Source organism: Lentibacillus cibarius (genome assembly GCF_005887555.1).
GTDB lineage: Bacteria > Bacillota > Bacilli > Bacillales > Amphibacillaceae > Lentibacillus > Lentibacillus cibarius.
The window spans coordinates 46,453-63,748 of the sequence record NZ_VCIA01000001.1; the positions used below are offsets into that span (position 1 = coordinate 46,453).

At 40.0% G+C, this 17,296-nt stretch carries 21 protein-coding genes; 2 read left to right on the top strand and 19 right to left on the bottom strand.

All coding sequences use genetic code 11. The features are described 5' to 3' along the window. Positions 1-11: 11 nt before the first annotated feature. From resB to FFL34_RS00280, 8 genes are all read right to left on the bottom strand, one after another. Positions 12-1,646: a cytochrome c biogenesis protein ResB gene (gene resB / locus FFL34_RS00245; protein WP_138600279.1), complete on the bottom strand. Its 1,635-nt coding sequence runs from the start codon at positions 1,644-1,646 to the stop codon at positions 12-14. A 28-nt stretch (positions 1,647-1,674) separates the two neighbouring features. Continuing rightward, complete coding sequence (resA, locus tag FFL34_RS00250; protein WP_138600281.1) at positions 1,675-2,250, bottom strand: thiol-disulfide oxidoreductase ResA; 576 nt, start codon at positions 2,248-2,250, stop codon at positions 1,675-1,677. Between the two features lie 59 nt (positions 2,251-2,309). Then, positions 2,310-3,050 carry a pseudouridine synthase gene (locus FFL34_RS00255; protein ID WP_138600283.1) on the bottom strand — a complete coding sequence of 247 codons (741 nt, stop codon included), beginning with the start codon at positions 3,048-3,050 and terminating at the stop codon, positions 2,310-2,312. A 71-nt stretch (positions 3,051-3,121) separates the two neighbouring features. Further along, positions 3,122-3,652: a spore maturation protein gene (locus FFL34_RS00260; RefSeq protein WP_138600285.1), complete on the bottom strand. Its 531-nt coding sequence runs from the start codon at positions 3,650-3,652 to the stop codon at positions 3,122-3,124. A gap of 3 nt (positions 3,653-3,655) precedes the next feature. Then, entirely contained in the window at positions 3,656-4,240 is a 585-nt protein-coding gene (locus FFL34_RS00265) for a nucleoside recognition domain-containing protein (RefSeq protein ID WP_138600287.1), read from the bottom strand. Further along, complete coding sequence (locus tag FFL34_RS00270; RefSeq protein ID WP_138600289.1) at positions 4,233-5,342, bottom strand: D-alanyl-D-alanine carboxypeptidase family protein; 1,110 nt, start codon at positions 5,340-5,342, stop codon at positions 4,233-4,235. The genes FFL34_RS00265 and FFL34_RS00270 overlap by 8 nt, the downstream gene beginning before the upstream one ends. Positions 5,343-5,480: 138 nt before the next feature. Further along, entirely contained in the window at positions 5,481-6,065 is a 585-nt protein-coding gene (gene scpB / locus FFL34_RS00275) for an SMC-Scp complex subunit ScpB (protein WP_138600291.1), read from the bottom strand. A gap of 2 nt (positions 6,066-6,067) precedes the next feature. After that, on the bottom strand, positions 6,068-6,805 hold the full coding sequence (locus FFL34_RS00280) for a segregation/condensation protein A (RefSeq protein ID WP_138600293.1): 738 nt from the start codon (positions 6,803-6,805) through the stop codon (positions 6,068-6,070). 150 nt (positions 6,806-6,955) lie between these two features. Here FFL34_RS00280 and FFL34_RS00285 point away from each other — a divergent pair, with 150 nt between their 5' ends. After that, positions 6,956-7,039: a YjcZ family sporulation protein gene (locus tag FFL34_RS00285; RefSeq protein ID WP_129674678.1), complete on the top strand. Its 84-nt coding sequence runs from the start codon at positions 6,956-6,958 to the stop codon at positions 7,037-7,039. Positions 7,040-7,107: 68 nt separating this feature from the next. On the opposite strand, the gene FFL34_RS00290 is transcribed toward FFL34_RS00285, so the two are convergent. The 7 genes from FFL34_RS00290 to FFL34_RS00320 form a co-directional block, all read right to left on the bottom strand. Then, the gene (locus FFL34_RS00290; protein WP_138600295.1) at positions 7,108-7,482 is read right to left on the bottom strand and encodes a GNAT family N-acetyltransferase; all 375 of its coding nucleotides are present in this window, start codon (positions 7,480-7,482) and stop codon (positions 7,108-7,110) included. A gap of 241 nt (positions 7,483-7,723) precedes the next feature. Further along, positions 7,724-8,173, bottom strand: coding sequence for a site-2 protease family protein (locus FFL34_RS00295; RefSeq protein ID WP_138600297.1), 450 nt, complete (start codon positions 8,171-8,173; stop codon positions 7,724-7,726). A 9-nt stretch (positions 8,174-8,182) separates the two neighbouring features. Further along, positions 8,183-8,620 carry a peptidylprolyl isomerase gene (locus tag FFL34_RS00300; protein WP_138600299.1) on the bottom strand — a complete coding sequence of 146 codons (438 nt, stop codon included), beginning with the start codon at positions 8,618-8,620 and terminating at the stop codon, positions 8,183-8,185. Between the two features lie 102 nt (positions 8,621-8,722). Continuing rightward, positions 8,723-10,030 carry a diaminopimelate decarboxylase gene (gene lysA / locus FFL34_RS00305; RefSeq protein WP_138600301.1) on the bottom strand — a complete coding sequence of 436 codons (1,308 nt, stop codon included), beginning with the start codon at positions 10,028-10,030 and terminating at the stop codon, positions 8,723-8,725. A 223-nt stretch (positions 10,031-10,253) separates the two neighbouring features. Further along, entirely contained in the window at positions 10,254-11,738 is a 1,485-nt protein-coding gene (locus FFL34_RS00310; RefSeq protein WP_138600303.1) for a spore germination protein, read from the bottom strand. Positions 11,739-11,827: 89 nt separating this feature from the next. After that, the gene (locus tag FFL34_RS00315) at positions 11,828-12,256 is read right to left on the bottom strand and encodes a stage V sporulation protein AB (protein ID WP_138600305.1); all 429 of its coding nucleotides are present in this window, start codon (positions 12,254-12,256) and stop codon (positions 11,828-11,830) included. Beyond that, entirely contained in the window at positions 12,234-12,851 is a 618-nt protein-coding gene (locus FFL34_RS00320) for a stage V sporulation protein AA (protein ID WP_138600307.1), read from the bottom strand. Before FFL34_RS00320 ends, FFL34_RS00315 begins: the two co-directional genes overlap by 23 nt. A 335-nt stretch (positions 12,852-13,186) precedes the next feature. Here FFL34_RS00320 and spoIIP point away from each other — a divergent pair, with 335 nt between their 5' ends. Beyond that, complete coding sequence (gene spoIIP / locus FFL34_RS00325; protein WP_138600309.1) at positions 13,187-14,314, top strand: stage II sporulation protein P; 1,128 nt, start codon at positions 13,187-13,189, stop codon at positions 14,312-14,314. Positions 14,315-14,425: 111 nt separating this feature from the next. Here the strand turns inward: spoIIP and sigF are convergent, their stop codons facing one another. The 4 genes from sigF to FFL34_RS00345 all read right to left on the bottom strand — a co-directional run bounded on the left by sigF (position 14,426) and on the right by FFL34_RS00345 (position 17,255). Beyond that, complete coding sequence (gene sigF, locus FFL34_RS00330) at positions 14,426-15,178, bottom strand: RNA polymerase sporulation sigma factor SigF (protein WP_138600312.1); 753 nt, start codon at positions 15,176-15,178, stop codon at positions 14,426-14,428. 8 nt (positions 15,179-15,186) lie between these two features. Further along, a complete protein-coding gene (gene spoIIAB / locus FFL34_RS00335) occupies positions 15,187-15,624 on the bottom strand; it encodes an anti-sigma F factor (RefSeq protein WP_138600314.1) in 438 nt (145 codons plus the stop codon). Next, entirely contained in the window at positions 15,621-15,974 is a 354-nt protein-coding gene (spoIIAA, locus tag FFL34_RS00340) for an anti-sigma F factor antagonist (RefSeq protein ID WP_138600316.1), read from the bottom strand. The genes spoIIAB and spoIIAA overlap by 4 nt, the downstream gene beginning before the upstream one ends. Positions 15,975-16,073: 99 nt before the next feature. After that, complete coding sequence (locus tag FFL34_RS00345) at positions 16,074-17,255, bottom strand: D-alanyl-D-alanine carboxypeptidase family protein (RefSeq protein WP_138600318.1); 1,182 nt, start codon at positions 17,253-17,255, stop codon at positions 16,074-16,076. Positions 17,256-17,296 lie beyond the last annotated feature (41 nt).

Genomic DNA, 17,296 nt, shown 5'->3' on the forward strand with positions numbered 1-17,296 from the left:
ACTTAGTCGGTTTAATCCGTTTCCAGTTGGTCATCAACCATGTTCACATTGGTATCGGCTATAACTTGTTCTATATCTTTTTTCAAGCCGAACCAGTTCTTATTTGTATGACCTGCAACCATGATGCCTTCTTCCTTTGGATGCAACCAGATTCTGCGATGCTGCCAGTACATGCCTTGAATGACACCTATCATAAAAATGGCTGCCCCAATGATAAAAAGTGGCAATGTGTAATCACGTCTGACAGTTAACCCACTTACATATCGTGTGTCAAAGTTTTCTATCCCCAATTTGTAGTCATTTTCCCCCGTAGCATCGATGTTTTTACCAATGCCGACGAAACTCGTTTCTGGTTCTTCATTCTCTGGAGGATGGACAGTAAAAACAAATGCCGGGTTTCTCGGATAAGGTGTTTCAGATGCCGGTTCATCTTCTTCTAGTTCATAGTCCGGATAATATTGAGTGACATCGACACTGAAGCCATCATCCAATTGGTATTTATCTTTTGGCTCGGTCAAGTCGATGGTAAATGAACCGAGCGATGTTTCCTTAGGGTCGTCGGTTTCATGGACTTTAAAGGTCATACTTTTAAATTCATTTTGTTGATAACCGGCTTGATATAGTGTATATCCGTCAAACTTTAACGGATGATTCATGCGAATTTTTTCTTCCGTCACTTTTTCCAACTCCGGATCGGCACCTGCGACATTGTCGCCTTTTTTCTTATAAATGATTGCATTGGTCTGGTAATTTTTAGCGACGTTACCTTGTTTATTTATTGCTTCTTTAAACCGTTCGTCATTTTCGTCATAAGTTTCCAGAATAAAATCTTTATTCTTAATGTAATACTCCCCTTCAGTGCCAGGTATGACGGTTTGTTCACCTTCCCTTACCCAAACATAATCATCAATATACATAAATGTCGTCATACGTAATAATGCTGCAATGAGGACAAGAATAAGACCGATATGATTGACGTAAGGACCCCAACGGGAAAAACGTCCCTTCTCAGCAAGTACGTGTCCGTTTTCTTCCCACACTTTATAACGTTGCTTTTTCAATCCGGAAACCAACTTCTCTTTTTCATCGGCTGATACTTGTTCCGTTTCACTGAATAGGCGCTGCCTTTTGAGGAATGTAGTATGACGCTTCGGTTTCTGCATTCTTAGAGCTTTATACAGCGGAACAAAGCGATCAATACTACAAATAACTAGTGAAACGCCGATGAGTGCAATCAAGAGCATGTACCACCAAGATCCATACAGGTTATGAAAGCCCAGTTGATAGTATATTTGCCCTATTGTTCCATATTGTGCTTCATAAAAAACAGATGGAGCGCGGGACGTCGCATCCGCCGGTATGTATTGTTCTTGCGGGAAAATGGTCCCTATCGCCGATGCAATTAAAGCCAAAACAATCAGCCACACCCCGACTTTAACGGAAGAAAAGAAATTCCATATTTTATCAACAATTGATTTATTGTAAGTTTGCGATCGGCGTGCACTGCCATCATACCGCATATTAAGAAGTTTCCGTTGGTCATTTCCATCAATATGCTGGTTGCCTTCAACCGGTTTACCACATGCTTCGCAAAGGACCGTTCCCTCTGGATTGACATGGCCGCACTCACATTTTATTTTATTCATTCGTATCCCTCGCAATTGGTGCATTCATTTACTGTTCAGGCAGTATCTGTTGCAAATAGCCCTCTATTTTGTTCAGCGTCATTCCGCCTTCAACCATTTCTACTATTTCCCCGTCAGGATTAATAAAAAACGTGCTTGGAATGTTTCCAACTTGATAACTGTCCCGCACCTCTTTGTTGGAGTCATATGGAACAGGGAATGTTAAATCGAACTTATTGATAAATTTATCCACAACAAGCTTTGTCGTATCAAGATTGACTGCTATGATTTCGACACCTTTTTTCTTATATTCGGGATAGAGGGACTGCATATAGGGCATTTCCTTTTTACAAGGATCACACCATGTTCCCCAAAAATTGAGCATAACACCTTTACCCTCATAATCACTCAGTTTTACGTTTTCTAGATCATTATTATCATTGATTTGTTCTAATTTGAAATCAGGTGCTTGTGAGCCAACACTGATGTCTGTTTTATCTTTATTAAAATTCGATACTAACGCATATATGACCGCAACAAGCAATAGGGCTAAAATAATTGTCCGGAAAATCAACCGGTTTCGTTTTTTGTTTTTCTTTGCAGCTTTTGCCTTTTCAACACTCATGGTCATTCACCTCCGACGTTATTGTATCATTGAACTGCTACGGCAATTTTGACTATTATTCAACAATTTTCATTGGTAGCTGAATGACGCATTTTTTTCACTTCATGCGGTGTAAGACGACGAAAGTTACCGGGATGCAACCCTTGCAAATCGAGGATGCCATACTTTTCCCGTTTCAGCTTCATAACCGGGTAGCCAAGTTCCTCCATCATTCGACGGATATGTCTATTCTTTCCTTCATGTAGTGTGATCTCCAATATTGTGGCATTTTTTCTCTTATCAGTTTCAAGTACTTTGTATTTGACCGCTTTTAATAGCTCATTATTGGAATGAATACCTTTTTTTAGTTCTTGAAGCTCTTTCTTGGTTGGAATCCCTTTAACTTTGGCCACATATATTTTATCAATCTCATATCTCGGGTGCATTAATTGGTTAGCGAACGCTCCATCATTTGTCAGCAGAAGGATACCTGAAGTGTCGTAGTCAAGCCTACCGATGGGGTATATACGTTCTGGGATATCACCAAGATAATCGGTTACTACTGTCCTTCCTTTATCATCTTTCAAGCTTGAAATAACTTCCCTAGGTTTATAAAAAAGATAATAAACGGGTTCCTCCTTTTCCAGTCGAACGCCATTTACCTCAATCTTATCTTGAGCAGACACTTTTGTTCCCAATTCCGTTATCACTTTCCCGTTAACCTTCACTTTACCGTCTACAATTAGCTTTTCCGCTTTCCTTCTGGACGTCACACCGCTTTGGGCAATCACTTTTTGTAGCCGTTCTTTCGTGTTTGTCATTATATCACCGTTTTCCCTTATTGTTACCATAATAATAGCGTTAACTATATAGTTAACGCCAGTTGCAAGGTTTATCCAAATAATAACGTAACTACAACTATAGAAGCAATTATACCAACAAGATCGGCAAGTAGTCCAACTTTTAATGCATAATGCATTTTTCGTATGCCGATTGCACCGAAGTAGACAGTTAATATATACAGTGTTGTATCGGTGCTTCCCTGCATGGTTGAGGCAAGTCTGCCAATAAACGAATCAGGGCCGTGTGTACCAATTAATTCGGTGGTCATTCCTAATGCAGCTGTTCCTGAAATGGGTCTGACGAGCGCTAGCGGAATGATTTCCGGTGGTACCCCGATGCTTACCAGCAACGGAGAAATAAGCTGAATAAACGCCTCAAGGGCACCGGAACTTCGTAAAATGGATATAGCAACGATCATCCCCACTAAAAAGGGGAGTAAAGAGAATGCCATTCTGACACCATCTTTCCCCCCTTCAACAAACACTTCATAAGCAGGAACACGTTTCCATGTTGATACAATAAGGACAATCGCGATGAAACAGGGGATTAGCCAGGTGCTGATTGTTGTTATTATACCCATAAATCATTTCCTCCTAAGACTTCTATAATAAAAGAAACGGTCAATCAACAGCGCGCTAACAGAAGATATGAGCGTTGCAATGATTGTTGTACCAACGATTTCAGTGGGGGAAACCGAATCATACTGCATCCGGATTGATATGACTGTCGTTGGTATAATGGTTAAACTTGACGTATTTAATGCCAAAAATGTAATCATGGACCTGGAAGCTTCATCCGAACCGCTCAATTCTTTCATTTGCTCCATCGCTTTAATGCCCATTGGGGTTGCAGCATTGCCTAGACCAAATATATTGGCTGTAATGTTTGATAGAATATAGCCAATCGCCGGATGGTCTTTTGGTATATCGGGAAATAACCTGATAATAATCGGCCTGAACAATTTAGACAGAAATGTAAGGATACCAGCCTTTTCAGCAACTTTCATCATTCCAAGCCAAAAAACCAATATACTGATCAACCCAATTGATAAAGTCACAGCCTCTTCAGCACTTTCAAACAATGCTTCATTAACCTTGTCCATCGTTCCATTAAACATCGCATAAACGATGCCGATAATTGCCATTGCAGCCCATATGATATTAACCATTGATATCAACCCTAGCTATTTGCCTATATATGGATACGACGTGATCAAGGAAATCGGTTTTGCGTTCACGTTTGGCGTATATAGGTGTTTCAGCAATCGGAATGCTACCTGAAAAAAATACCGTTTTACCTATTACATCTTCCCCCGAACGCTGGGAACCTTTTAATATAAATGACTTTTTATCTATTTGTAGCTGTTCATCTTTTGTAAGTGGAACGTTTACGTTTTGTTGTAAATAACCGGTGACTTGATTGCCGGTACTCTCGATGTTATACCTGGATAACCCCTTTTCGGAAATTGTTGTCATATCATAGTTTTCAAACCCCCATTCAAACATTCCAATATGGTCATTCCAATCAGCGGAAGCGTTTAATGTTACAGCAATCAGCTCCATATCGTCTTTTTTTGCAGCTGTCACCAATGTTCTACCAGCCGTACTTGTGTAGCCGGTTTTCCCTCCTATGGTGTATTGGTAGCGTGACGTCAGTAATTTATGTTTGTTACGCCAGACATATTTTTGGTCATCTGATTTATAAACCTTTGTTTGCGTCACCTGTCTGAAAACATTATTATCCATTGCATAGCGCATCAATAATGCCATATCATACGCGGTGGAATAATGATTGTCGGCATCAAGGCCATGTGGGTTAGCGAATGAGGAGTTTGTCATACCGATCCAACTTGCTTTTTTGTTCATCAAATGGACGAATCCCTCTACACTTCCGCCGACATACTCACTAATAGCAACGGCCGCGTCATTTCCGGAACGAAGCATTAATCCGTACACAAGATCTTTCAGCTTGATTTTTTCTCCTTTTTCTAAGTATATAGATGATCCAATCGCATGGACTGCTCGATTGCTGACAGTCACCGTCTCATCCAACTTCCCCGACTCGATGGCAATGATTGCGGTCATGATCTTCGTAATGCTTGCAATCGACCGCTGTTCATGTGCTTGCTTATCATATAGTACTCTCCCCGAGGACTGTTCCATCAAGACGGCATTATTCGCCGATATCCCGGGCTTCGCTTGTCCGACAGACGGCGATATCAAGGTACTAACAAGAAAAAAAACAATCATTAAAACTGCATATCCACGCATAACTTCTCCTCCTGCAGATGTGGTATCTGTACAGTTTATGCTTACTAGACAGGAACATATGACTGAAATTGGACAGCCTATCTGTAAACAAAAAATCCTTACATCTAGTAAGGATTCGGAAAATTGTATGTGTAGTTGTTACTCATCAACTGGTTCGTGAAAATTCTCAAAAAACAGATTAGCCTCTCGTTCAAACTCCTGTTCACTGAAATCTTCCGGAAGGGGTGGCAGCTCATCCAGTGACGTTAAACCAAAATATGTAAGAAATTCCTTTGATGTGGCGAATAAGATTGGCCGTCCAACGCCTTCTTTTCGACCTGCCTCCTCAATCAGTGATCTGTTCATTAATGTCTGTATTGGCCGATCACTTTTCACCCCACGTATTTCCTCGATTTCCGTCCTGGTAATAGGCTGCTGATAAGCTATAATAGCTAATGTCTCCAAGGCTGCTTGTGACATTTTTGAAGATTGTGCTGTTTCGAGGAGTTTTTTGAAATACGAGCTGTACTCCGGCTTCGTTGTCAGATGGACTCCATTGTGTGACCGCATCAGCAGTATACCTCGGTCCGTATTTCCATAATCATATTCCAATTCTTCCAGCACATGTTCAACCGCTTCGTTCGTTATATCAAGAATACGTGCAAGCTGGCTGACAGTTACCCCTTCGTCTCCACTAGCAAACAGTAACCCCTCTGTTATAGCTTTTAATGCATTCATTTCCACGATTATTCCCCCAAGTTATTGAAAACATATAATTCACCAAAGTGCTTTTCTTGGCGGCAGGTAACTTCATTGTTTTTCATCAATTCCAAAATGGCGATAAATGTAACAACGATATGAGATCGCGATGGATACGCAAACAGTTGTTCAAACGCTATACCATTCCTGCTTTGTTTTACTGTATTGAGCACTTCCGTCATTCGCTTCTCAAGCGGTATATCCCCACTTTTAACTTTTGTTTCCAGTGGTTCAGTCCATTTATGTCGCTCAGTCATTCGCTTTAGTGCATCCAGCATATCATATATGGAAATATCCCCTTTTTGCTCCGGACGGGTTATTTCTGCATGCAAAAAGGCAGTAGGTGGTCTCATAAACGTTTGCCTGGATTCTGCTTCTTTTTCTTTCAGTTGTTGTGCAGCTTCTTTATATTTGCGATACTCAACTAGACGCTGCATCAATTCCTCGCGAGGGTCTTCCATATATTCTTCATCAGGGTCTTCTATTTCCTGTTTCGGAAGGAGCATTTGACTTTTGATTTCCAGTAATGTTGCAGCCATAACGAGATATTCACTCGCTATATTCAGCTCAAGCTGTTGCATGGTATGTATATAATGCATATACTGTTCTGTTATTTGTGCAACAGGAATATCATAAATATCTATTTCGTACTGATTGACCAAATGCAGCAAAAGATCTAAAGGCCCTTCGAATGTGTCCAACTTAACACGATATGATTGATCCACAACCCGCCTCCTTTCATAAACAATTGAAATATGAGTGATTTAGCGTAATCGCCTATACAACATAGCAGATAATTTCATAGGTTATTAATGTAAGATAAATGTTGGCCAAAAAAACATTTATCCGTTAAGCAAAAAAGGAGGAATATCACTATGGGTTACAATTATGGCGGAGGATTTTCGCTGATCGTTGTATTGTTCATTCTCCTGATTATCGTCGGCGCTGCTTGGATGTAACTAACGGTACAAATTCATCTGCACGCATCACAGACGAAAGCCAGCTTTTCTAAAGAGCTGGCTTTCGTTTAGTCATTTTTATCATTTTGCTGCTCGGTGTCACTACACTTATTATAAAATTGCTGTGTCAAATCGTCGGCACAGACTGCATATTTATCCCCATACATATCATGTACTTCGTTCACCATCTTTTTGCCGACTCCCGAATTGCGATGGGAAGGATTGACCGATATATGCTGGATGACAGCGTTAATATCATCCTCAATCCTGATACCAATTGCTCCTATTACATCCTCTTCCTTCCAGAGAAAAAGGTGCCAGTTATCATTGGTCTCGTATTCTTTGATTGTCTGCTGCAGTTTTTTAACATCCTTTTCTTCAGGCATAAAAGACAGCAAACCCATTGCAATTTTTTCGTTATTCTTCTTGTAACGTATTAACATACATATCCCTCATTATGAAATGACTTGCCAGCCACTAAGAGCAAAATAATTTAACTGTTATCAAACATCGTAAGCAATTAGAATCCTAAGTGGAGCGGCTCTTTTCCTAAAAAAACAAATCTAAACGAATACGATTTTAAGCATGAAATAAATATTAATTAACTGGAATTTTTTGCGTTCACTTGTATTCGATTTACGCTTTAACAAGCATTACCAGTCTTCCATTAAGCAAACGGTGCTTTTATTTAAAGGCGATTGCTTTATAAATCGTATATCCATCCGATTGTTTTCCTCTAAAATGAAATGGAATGAAATTAATAAAAGCAATCCATAAATGCAATAGTATCAGAAGCATCATATAATCGCCCGGATAAAACAAGTAGAATACAAAACATAAGGCGGCTGCCAGAGCACTAAGCAACGGGCCGGCGAGCGCTATCAAAATCACTTCTTTCCGGTGATATGGTACTGTTGTTTCACTATAAGTCATGCCGCCTAAAAAGAAAAGCGTATGAATGTAAATGGACATATTATTCCATTCGCTATGGTGAATAACTTTACCTGAACCAATTGAAAGAACAATTTTGTTGGCTCCGACCCATTTAGCACCAAATGCGTGACCAAGCTCATGCGTAATTGTACCGATAGGACCGGCGATAAACACAAGGTAAAGCAATAGAACGATAACCATAGCTAATCTTTATTCGGAAAAGACCTTTACTTCTTTCATGACGTCACCATTTTTCATTGCTTTCGCATATTCAATCCCGGAAGTGACCTGCCCAAAAACGGTATGAACGCCATCCAGATGTGGCTGTTGTTCATGAACGATAAAAAACTGACAACTTCCAGTATCCTTCCCTGCATGGGCCATTGACAGCGACCCTTCAACATGGTGATGCGGATTACCTTCCGTTTCACATTTTATTGTATAGCCAGCTGATCCGGTACCATTTCCGTTTGGGCAACCTCCTTGGCTTACAAACCCGTCAATAACACGGTGGAATGTGAGCCCGTCGTAGAAGTTATTGTTGGCCAGTTTCTCGAAGTTGGCAACGGTATTCGGTGCTTCATTCGGAAAAAGTTTAAAAGAAATCTTATTACCGTTTTCCATCAATATGTATCCTGTCTTGTCCATTCTTCCATCTCCTTTATACATCACTGCCCAAGCTACAATCTTGCAAGCCAAGCAGTCGTTCTTATTTTATTTTATCCGACATGTTTAAAGAAAACAATATGATTATTCATACGAGATATCATTTTTCACCATATCATGATACGTTTCTCTTCTAACGACTAATTGCGCACTTCCATTTTCTGCAAATACAACTGCCGGTTTCGGAAAACGATTGTAATTATTTGCCATAGCATAACCGTAAGCTCCTGTTGAAAAGACGGCCAAAATATCATTTTCATCAACGTCAGGCAGAGGCAAATCCCATATGAGCATATCGCCTGATTCACAGCATTTTCCAGCAACAGAAACAGTATCTGAAGCAGTAGCTGATGCTTTATTTGCCAGCACACCTTCATATGTCGCTTGATAAAGTGCAGGTCGCAAATTATCCGTCATACCACCATCTACTGCGATATAGTTTCGAACACCGGGAACTTCTTTAATCGAACCGACCGTATATAACGTTAATCCGGCATTCCCGGCGATTGCACGCCCTGGTTCTATCCATATTTCTGGCATTGGAATACCGATGGAAGAAGCATGTTCTTTTACAGCGGATGTCAGTTCTTTCACAAATTCTGGATAAGGGAGTGGTTCATCTTCTCTTGTATAACGGATGCCAAAGCCACCCCCGAGATTTAGTACGTCAGGGATAAACCCATAATCAGTATGCCAGCAATCCAATTTCTTGAATAGCAGTTCAGCTGTAAGCAGCATCCCTTCAGTTTCAAACAGTTGCGATCCTATATGGGCGTGCAGTCCTTTAAAATGAATGTTTGGGTTGTTACGCAAACGCAAAAATGCCTGATCTGCTTGTCCATTGCTAAGGTTAAAACCAAACTTAGAGTCTTCATTGCCCGTCATAATATACCGATGTGTATTCGATTCAATCCCTGGGGTCACGCGCATTAGCACATCAATGGTTTTATTTTTATCACGAAGAATTCGTTCGATTAGTTCAATTTCGTGAAAGTTATCAACGACAATACACCCTATGTCATGTTCAATGGCCATAGTTAATTCTTCCAGGCTTTTATTATTGCCATGCATATGGATTTTATTGACAGGAAACTCCGCCTGCAATGCTGTATACAATTCGCCTTGTGACACGACGTCGAGGCTCATTCCCTCTTGGTTCATGACCTGCAGCATAGCGATGGTAGAAAAAGCCTTGCTTGCATAGGCAACTTGTGCACGAACTCCTAAACTTTCAAACGTGCGAACGAATTTACGGCAATTTTCTCGTATGATGGCAACATCATAAACATATAAAGGTGTACCATATGTTTCGGCTAGTTGTACCAAATCGACACCACTTGCCTCGAGATGCCCTGCACTATTTATTTTGAATGGATGATTATCCGTTATCATTTCTATCCCTCCATTCAGTCCCGGACTTTATTAAGGTGATTAAAAACAAGTATTATCTACGCTTCAGTGTGTATGATGATTATGTGATGTGTCATCCTTTGACATGTTTTGCATCGTCAAGTGTAAAAACACCTTACCATAAGAAGACAAAAAATGAAAGGGAGAAAGAATCCCCTGTTCGCGGAATATTCTTCCTCCCTATGCTGAGCAATATGACTTAGTTTCATTTACCGGTTGTTTTTGGCTGTGAGAAATCGTTCCTTGGATGAACAACACCCGGGCGTCGATTTGAATACGGTTTTGGAACACGAAAGAGGAGTTCATACATTCCTCTTGGGTCAAACGGTAACAACGGCCACATATATGGTGCCTTAATTGATTGCATACGGACAAGCAGCAGGATATAAATAGTTGTTGCAATGGTGAACCCAATCATACCGAACAGGCCGGTTATGATGACCAGACCAAATCGGCTTATTTTATTGGCAACGCCCAATTCATAACTTGGTGTCACATATATGCCGATTGCACTTACGGACACATATAAAATAACTTCTGGTCCGAACAGGCCGACGTCAATAGCAATTTGACCAATCAGCACTGCAGCAATTAATCCCATGGCAGTTGATAAAGGTGTTGGTGTATGGATGGCGGCCATTCGTAAAAACTCCAAACCAATATCGGCGATAATTAACTGTAAGGCAATCGGTATCGTCCCTTCGTCTTTTGGCCCAATAAATGTAAGTTCACCTGGAAGCAAAGTCGGTTCCAGTGCAAATAAAAGCCATATGGGTAAAAGAAAAATGGATATCATAATCGCAAGAAACCTTATCCATCGAATAAATGTCCCAAGAACTGATGTTTCACGAAATTCTTCAGCATGCTGTACATGGTCGAAAAATGTTGTCGGCAATATCATGACACTTGGTGAAGTATCCACAATTACAAGAACATGACCTTCCATTAGATGGTTAGATGCTATATCAGGTCTTTCGGTGTAGCGAACTCTAGGATATGCTTTCCATTTCTCATTAAGGATGAATTCTTCCAGCGTCTTATCAGCCATTGGAATACCATCTACTTCAATTTGGTTAATCCTATCTTTTACTTCATTTACTAGTCCTTCGTTAGCTATATCTTTAATATAACAAAGACAGACATCTGTTTTGGATCTCTCACCCACCTTTAACATTTCATGACGCAGACGTGCATCGCGGATTCTTCTTCGCGTTAGGGCAGTATTTTCAATGATATTTTCTGTAAATCCATCTCGTGAGCCCCGAACAACATGCTCTGTATCAGGTTCCTGTGGGGTCCGACCTGGATAATTACGGGTATCAGCAATAAACGCATATTTGATTCCATCTACAAATATGACAATCAACCCGGACAACATTTGGTCGACTGCTTCATCAAGCGATTCGGTTTTATTCACTTGCATGAAGATAATACGATTTTCAATAATCTCAGGCAGTTTTTTTGTATTACTTTCGTCATCGTTAATTTTTACAAGTTGCCGAATGATATGCAATACAACAGAACTGTCACAGAGACCTGTCAGGTAATACAGGTGCACTTTTCTTTTTAAAATACTCAATTCACGGAATCCAAGATCAAATGAAGTTCCAACCCCAATATTATCTTTCATATAATCGTCGTTTTTTTCAATCTTTGCATAAATAGGGCTTTTAGTTGTATCTTGCTTCATGCATAACCCTCCACTTATTAAAAACTGACTCCATCCTTATTGCGTAACATAGCAAACACAGTAAAAACGGGGACAATACTGGCGAAAATTCACTTAACAAAAATAATCCATTGAAAAAGCGATCCCGCCACTTTACCAAATACAATTGCCATCAAAAGCCAAAGCAGCTTATCATCCATCCTTATTCGCTTTGCTAATATCGGGAATACATTGAGCACCTCTGTCAATGCGGCCGCAAGCATACCGTTAAAGATGCCATGAAATAACCCCCATAAAATTAATAAAATCACCGGAAAATCCCATGTTATATCCGCAAATGACATATAAATGCCTAACTGCGATCCAATGATGACACTTGCAATATACGATTTGATGAATGTATCTGACTTGCTTAGTTGAATCAACCGTGGAATAACCCCTAAAAGTGTCAAAAATGCAACAAAACCGCCTCCTACAGCAATACCAGCAGCGAACCCAATGATTGCTTCCAGCAGGCTAATCCATACGCTTAGCATCATTCAGGTTATTCTCATAATGCGTGAGATAAGTATCTAGGTCTTGCTGATAGTTAAATATTTCCACTTCTAGAGGGCTCGGCTCATCGTTAAAACGTTTAGTAAACCAGTGATTAAAAAATAGAAGCATACCGACACCAAGACCAAGCGAATAAGGGATTTGAATCCATAACGGATAGTCACTTTCATCCCCTGTCAGTAAGTAGTGCAGCTTTTGCTGTACTTCCTGCATACTGACATCATAATGAAAATTCATGATAGTCATCGCAGTACCAATGAAAAGCAGCAGCCAAACTGCCGATACGATTAGAATATTGGTTGGCTTTTTATAATCTTTAATACGAATAATGGTTTGTGCTGGTCCAATAAGTTGAAACTCTAGATCACTATATTGTCTGTTCAGATGATCAATTACTAAAAAACTGTCAACAACTACAACATTGTGATCCTTTTTAGAAATTTTATATATCGGTGTTGCCTCTAGTTTATCTTTCCATTGGATGCCTGCAGAAATATAAGCGATGTCTTTGAGCTTCACATTTTGCGAGTACGCAAGCTCTACGTTTTTTTTCATTCGTACATAAACGATGTGTGACATACAGCAATCATTCCTTTGGTATTCATTCGTTTATATAGTGTTTACTGAAATCGGAATAATTATCACAGAGAAAAAGTACTGATTTAAGTCAGAACTAACCTTTTGTTGTTCAAGTAGTGTGAAATTTAAATTTGCCGTTCTATTAAAAATATCTTTTTCATAACTTCTTACTAAGGTCATTAATAGAGGGAAATGTTTCATAGTTGGTTCGAGGCGTGAAAGTGGTCGGTACCTCTTCATTTTTAGAGCATTATTACGGAGCCACATCAGACATTCTTACAAAAGAAAAATCAGCATACATAAGTGATTAATCTGTTGGAAAGGTTGATTATTGAATGGAGCATAAATTAAAAAACCATATTCTTGTATATTTAGCAGGCATCATTATCATATTTTTACTTATATCATTTATTTCACTGTCAAAAAGCCAAAATCGCTTTTTTCATTTTTCAATTGTCAGCCAACTGACAGAATCTGCGCTCATCTCGGAGTCTTTATTACTGATGATGAGTTCAGAGGTACCACAACTAGGGAATAATTTAAAAGAAAATGATATCGACATGCCGGATCCATCAACACTATTCTTTGAATTCACATCTGGGATAACACCGAATAATTTTACAAGTTTACTCGGGGTGGAACTACCTGGAATGAACGCGATTTCAAATGGCGCACGAATGGGAGGAATAGGATCAGGTACAGCTATGGCAATCGAGTCACCCCCTCCCGATTTTGAGAAATTGCTTGAGGAAGAAGCAAAGGAAAATCAACCTGAACAGGATGAAAATATACAGGCGAAAAAAAATGCCAATGTATTCATTTATCACACGCACGCTTGGGAAGCTTTTTTGCCGTTAATGAACGATACGAATAAAAAACCAAGCAATGCCTCAAGCATAAATAATAATGAAAATATTGTGCAAGTAGGATCTATGCTGACTAAGCAGTTGAAAAAGAGAGGAGTGACGGCGATCCATGACAAGACCAATGTTACAGCGAGCCTGCACGAACGGGGCTGGAATTACAACGATTCCTACAAATTTTCCCGACAGACACTGCAAGAAGTAACAGCTTCCAACGAGAAAATCGATTATTTTATTGATGTTCACCGAGATGCTCAGCGCAAAGATGCAACCACAGCAACGATTAATGGAAAGAAATATGCTAAGCTTTATTTCATTGTAGGCACCGGTCACAAAAACTACGAACAGAACTTAGCATTTGCTAATAAAATGAATGGCATGATTAATGAAAAATACCCTGGTCTCAGCAAGGGGATTTATAAAAAAAGCAAATCTGAGGGGAATGGTATTTATAACCAGGATATTTCCAAACGATCGGTGTTAGTTGAATTTGGCGGTGTGGACAACACTCGAAGTGAACTTAAGAATTCGTCAGAGGCACTTGCTGAAATCATTCAGGAACATCAGCAAAATGCATTAAAAGTAAACAGCGCAAAATAATCGCCTGTTTCACGGTAGTCAGCAATGGCAGCAATCCGGTCCATCGAATGGGAATGAACACCTCTAGTCAGAGAAAGGCTGTTCCAATAAAATTGGAACAGCCTTTCATTATCAATTCATATACACTTTTATTTCGTCTAAAATTTTCTTCTCAAGTCTTGATACCTGCACTTGGGAAATTCCTAGGCGCTCTGCCACTTCCGCCTGTGTTTTGTCTTTATAATACCGGAGATAAAGGATTAATCGCTCCCGTTCATTCAATTCCCTAATCGCTTCCTGTAATGAGAGTTTATCGAACCACGTTTTATCATCATCGGCAATCTGATCAAGCAATGTAATTGGGTCACCGTCATTTTCAAATACAGTTTCATGAATGGAATGCGGTGATTTGGCTGCTTCTTCAGCATGAACGACTTCCTCGGTTGTGATATGCAGTGATTCTGCGATTTCAAGTACCGTCGGTGATCGTCCCAATGTTTTGGTTAATTCATCCCGTTTTTTACGGATTCGATTCCCTGTTTCTTTAAGGGAGCGACTAACTTTGACACTGCCGTCATCCCGTATAAACCGCTGTATCTCCCCGATAATCATCGGAACAGCATATGTAGAAAACCGGACATCGTAGGACAAGTCGAATTTATCAATAGATTTAATTAATCCAATACTGCCGATTTGAAATAGATCATCCGGATCGTATCCCCGGTTAATAAAGCGTTGCACAACTGACCAGACAAGCCTGACATTCTTTTCAACAAGAATGTTGCGTGCTTCCATATCGCCTTGCTGACTTTTATGGATATACGTTTTTACCTGTTCATCCGTCAACGACTCCTGATTGTTATCTTGTTTAACGTTTACATCCATAGGCATCCCTATTTAGAAACCGTTTTTTTTGATAATTGTTTTTTCATATGGACAGTTGTGCCATTGTCAGGTAGTGATATGATTTCCAGATTATCCATGAAGTTTTCGATGATCGTAAATCCCATTCCGGATCGTTCCAATTCGGGCTTTGACGTGTATAGTGGCTGTCTGGCTTCATCCACATTTCCAATACCGATTCCCTCATCCTTAATAATTATTTCCACCTCATTTTCATCCAATACACAAGAAATGGAAACATAATGGCCTGGTTCATTATTATAGCCGTGGATGATTGCGTTCGTCACCGCTTCCGAGACAACGGTTTTAATTTCTGTAAGCTCATCCATCGTCGGATCCAGCTGGGCTACAAACGATCCGACTGTCACCCTTGCAAATGCCTCGTTTTCACTAACACTCGAGAATTCTACATACATTTCATTTTTCATGAAGCCACCCCCAACGTAGATAACGCATGTTCCTCGTTCTCCTCCAAACGGACAATTTTAAACATGCCACTCATATCAAACAGCCGGTGAACAGGTGCTGATACAGAACATACCACCATTTCTCCTCCAAGCTGCAACACTTCCTTATATCTGCCAAGGACAACCCCAAGTCCGGAGCTATCCATGAACGAAACGTCTTCAAGATTCAAGACTACATGTCTGATGTCGTTTGCATACATCATTTCTTTCCAATCGTTCCGCAATGTTTCTGATTCATGGTGGTCCAACTCACCGGACATGCGGACAATTAATACATCTTGTTTCACATCAAATGAAGTAGACAGACTCATTCCAGTTCCTCCTTAATTTCATTGTACTTATTTATTCAAGGCAGGCAGGGATAATTCCTGCCCCTCGACAAAAGAAGAAGAAATTCGCCTGAATACGCGTTATTCCACTATGTTTTTCACGGTTCGCTTCAAAAGTGTGAGATACGATGCTTTCATAACATCCTGTTTAACGACTAGTGGTGTCACAGATACTGTTTTCCCCTGCCTTTTTACAACCAGTTCACCAACTTGCTCCCCTTTATTAATAGGCAATACCAAATCGGTTTCCATTTTCACGGATGCATTCACGTCTTTCTCCGGCTCCCCTTTTTTATGAATCGTGCTGACTGATTCAGATACGGCGACATCAACTGTTTGCTCTTCTGCTTTCAGGAATTCCATCGTCGTTATCGTTTGTCCTTTTTTATATAAATTTTTAGTCTCATAGTGATTAAATGCATAATCAAGCATCTTGCTAACCGTTGCATTTCGTTTTTTCGTTGTATCCGCACCCATGACTACTGTAATCATACGCATGTCATTTTTTTCGGCAGTTGCAGTCAAGCAGTACTTTGCTTCATTTGTATAACCAGTTTTCAGACCATCAACACCTGGATAAAATTTCACCAGTTTGTTTGTGTTAACTAACCAGAATTCATCCTCCGTACCTTTTCGCAAATATTCCTCATAAACTGAAGTATAGTCTGTCACCGATTCGTATGTCAAAAGTTCTTTAGCCATGACAGCCATATCATGTGCGGTGCTATAATGGTTTTTTGCAGGCAGACCGGTAGAATTCTGGAATTGTGTATTTTTTAATCCCAATGCTTTTACTTTTTTGTTCATTTTTTTTACAAACGCTTTTTCGCTTCCGGCAATTCGTTCTGCCATGGCAACACTGGCATCATTAGCGGAGGCAATCGCTATCCCTTTAAGAAGGTCGTCAACGGTCATTTCCTCTCCTTGTTCAAGAAAAATCTGCGAACCTCCCATAGATGCAGCTTGTTCACTTACACGTACCGTTTCGTCTTTTTTGATTTCACCATCTTCAAGGGCTTCCATAATCAATAAAAGTGTCATGATTTTTGTCATGCTTGCAGGGGCAAGTTTCTCTTCGGTGTTCTTTTCGTATAGTACTTTTCCTGTATCTCGCTCCATCAAGATGGCTGATTTGGCATCTGGGGCTAGATTAAGTCCCTCATCCTTGTTATTACCTTGATCGTCCTCTGCGGCAAATATAGAGGCAGCTGGCATTAATAAACTTAAAAGCAAAACGCCAGTCAGTAAGACAAACTTTTTCATTTTCCACCCTCCAATATGTAATATAATTCTAGGATTGCCAT

What these genes read in the sequence shown, in the direction of transcription:
- FFL34_RS00270 (WP_138600289.1), bottom strand. Translation starts at nt 5,342, where the DNA reads ATGCGTGGATATGCAGTTTTAATGATTGTTTTTTTTCTTGTTAGTACC.
- FFL34_RS00255 (WP_138600283.1), bottom strand. Translation starts at nt 3,050, where the DNA reads ATGACAAACACGAAAGAACGGCTACAAAAAGTGATTGCCCAAAGCGGT.
- lysA (WP_138600301.1), bottom strand. Translation starts at nt 10,030, where the DNA reads ATGATAACGGATAATCATCCATTCAAAATAAATAGTGCAGGGCATCTC.
- FFL34_RS00300 (WP_138600299.1), bottom strand. Translation starts at nt 8,620, where the DNA reads ATGGACAAGACAGGATACATATTGATGGAAAACGGTAATAAGATTTCT.
- resA (WP_138600281.1), bottom strand. Translation starts at nt 2,250, where the DNA reads ATGAGTGTTGAAAAGGCAAAAGCTGCAAAGAAAAACAAAAAACGAAAC.
- FFL34_RS00310 (WP_138600303.1), bottom strand. Translation starts at nt 11,738, where the DNA reads ATGAAGCAAGATACAACTAAAAGCCCTATTTATGCAAAGATTGAAAAA.
- spoIIAA (WP_138600316.1), bottom strand. Translation starts at nt 15,974, where the DNA reads ATGAGTCTGTCTACTTCATTTGATGTGAAACAAGATGTATTAATTGTC.
- spoIIAB (WP_138600314.1), bottom strand. Translation starts at nt 15,624, where the DNA reads ATGAAAAATGAAATGTATGTAGAATTCTCGAGTGTTAGTGAAAACGAG.
- FFL34_RS00295 (WP_138600297.1), bottom strand. Translation starts at nt 8,173, where the DNA reads ATGGTTATCGTTCTATTGCTTTACCTTGTGTTTATCGCCGGTCCTATC.
- FFL34_RS00290 (WP_138600295.1), bottom strand. Translation starts at nt 7,482, where the DNA reads ATGTTAATACGTTACAAGAAGAATAACGAAAAAATTGCAATGGGTTTG.
- FFL34_RS00265 (WP_138600287.1), bottom strand. Translation starts at nt 4,240, where the DNA reads ATGGTTAATATCATATGGGCTGCAATGGCAATTATCGGCATCGTTTAT.
- sigF (WP_138600312.1), bottom strand. Translation starts at nt 15,178, where the DNA reads ATGGATGTAAACGTTAAACAAGATAACAATCAGGAGTCGTTGACGGAT.
- FFL34_RS00260 (WP_138600285.1), bottom strand. Translation starts at nt 3,652, where the DNA reads ATGGGTATAATAACAACAATCAGCACCTGGCTAATCCCCTGTTTCATC.
- spoIIP (WP_138600309.1), top strand. Translation starts at nt 13,187, where the DNA reads ATGGAGCATAAATTAAAAAACCATATTCTTGTATATTTAGCAGGCATC.
- FFL34_RS00320 (WP_138600307.1), bottom strand. Translation starts at nt 12,851, where the DNA reads ATGTCACACATCGTTTATGTACGAATGAAAAAAAACGTAGAGCTTGCG.
- resB (WP_138600279.1), bottom strand. Translation starts at nt 1,646, where the DNA reads ATGAATAAAATAAAATGTGAGTGCGGCCATGTCAATCCAGAGGGAACG.
- FFL34_RS00315 (WP_138600305.1), bottom strand. Translation starts at nt 12,256, where the DNA reads ATGATGCTAAGCGTATGGATTAGCCTGCTGGAAGCAATCATTGGGTTC.
- FFL34_RS00285 (WP_129674678.1), top strand. Translation starts at nt 6,956, where the DNA reads ATGGGTTACAATTATGGCGGAGGATTTTCGCTGATCGTTGTATTGTTC.
- FFL34_RS00345 (WP_138600318.1), bottom strand. Translation starts at nt 17,255, where the DNA reads ATGAAAAAGTTTGTCTTACTGACTGGCGTTTTGCTTTTAAGTTTATTA.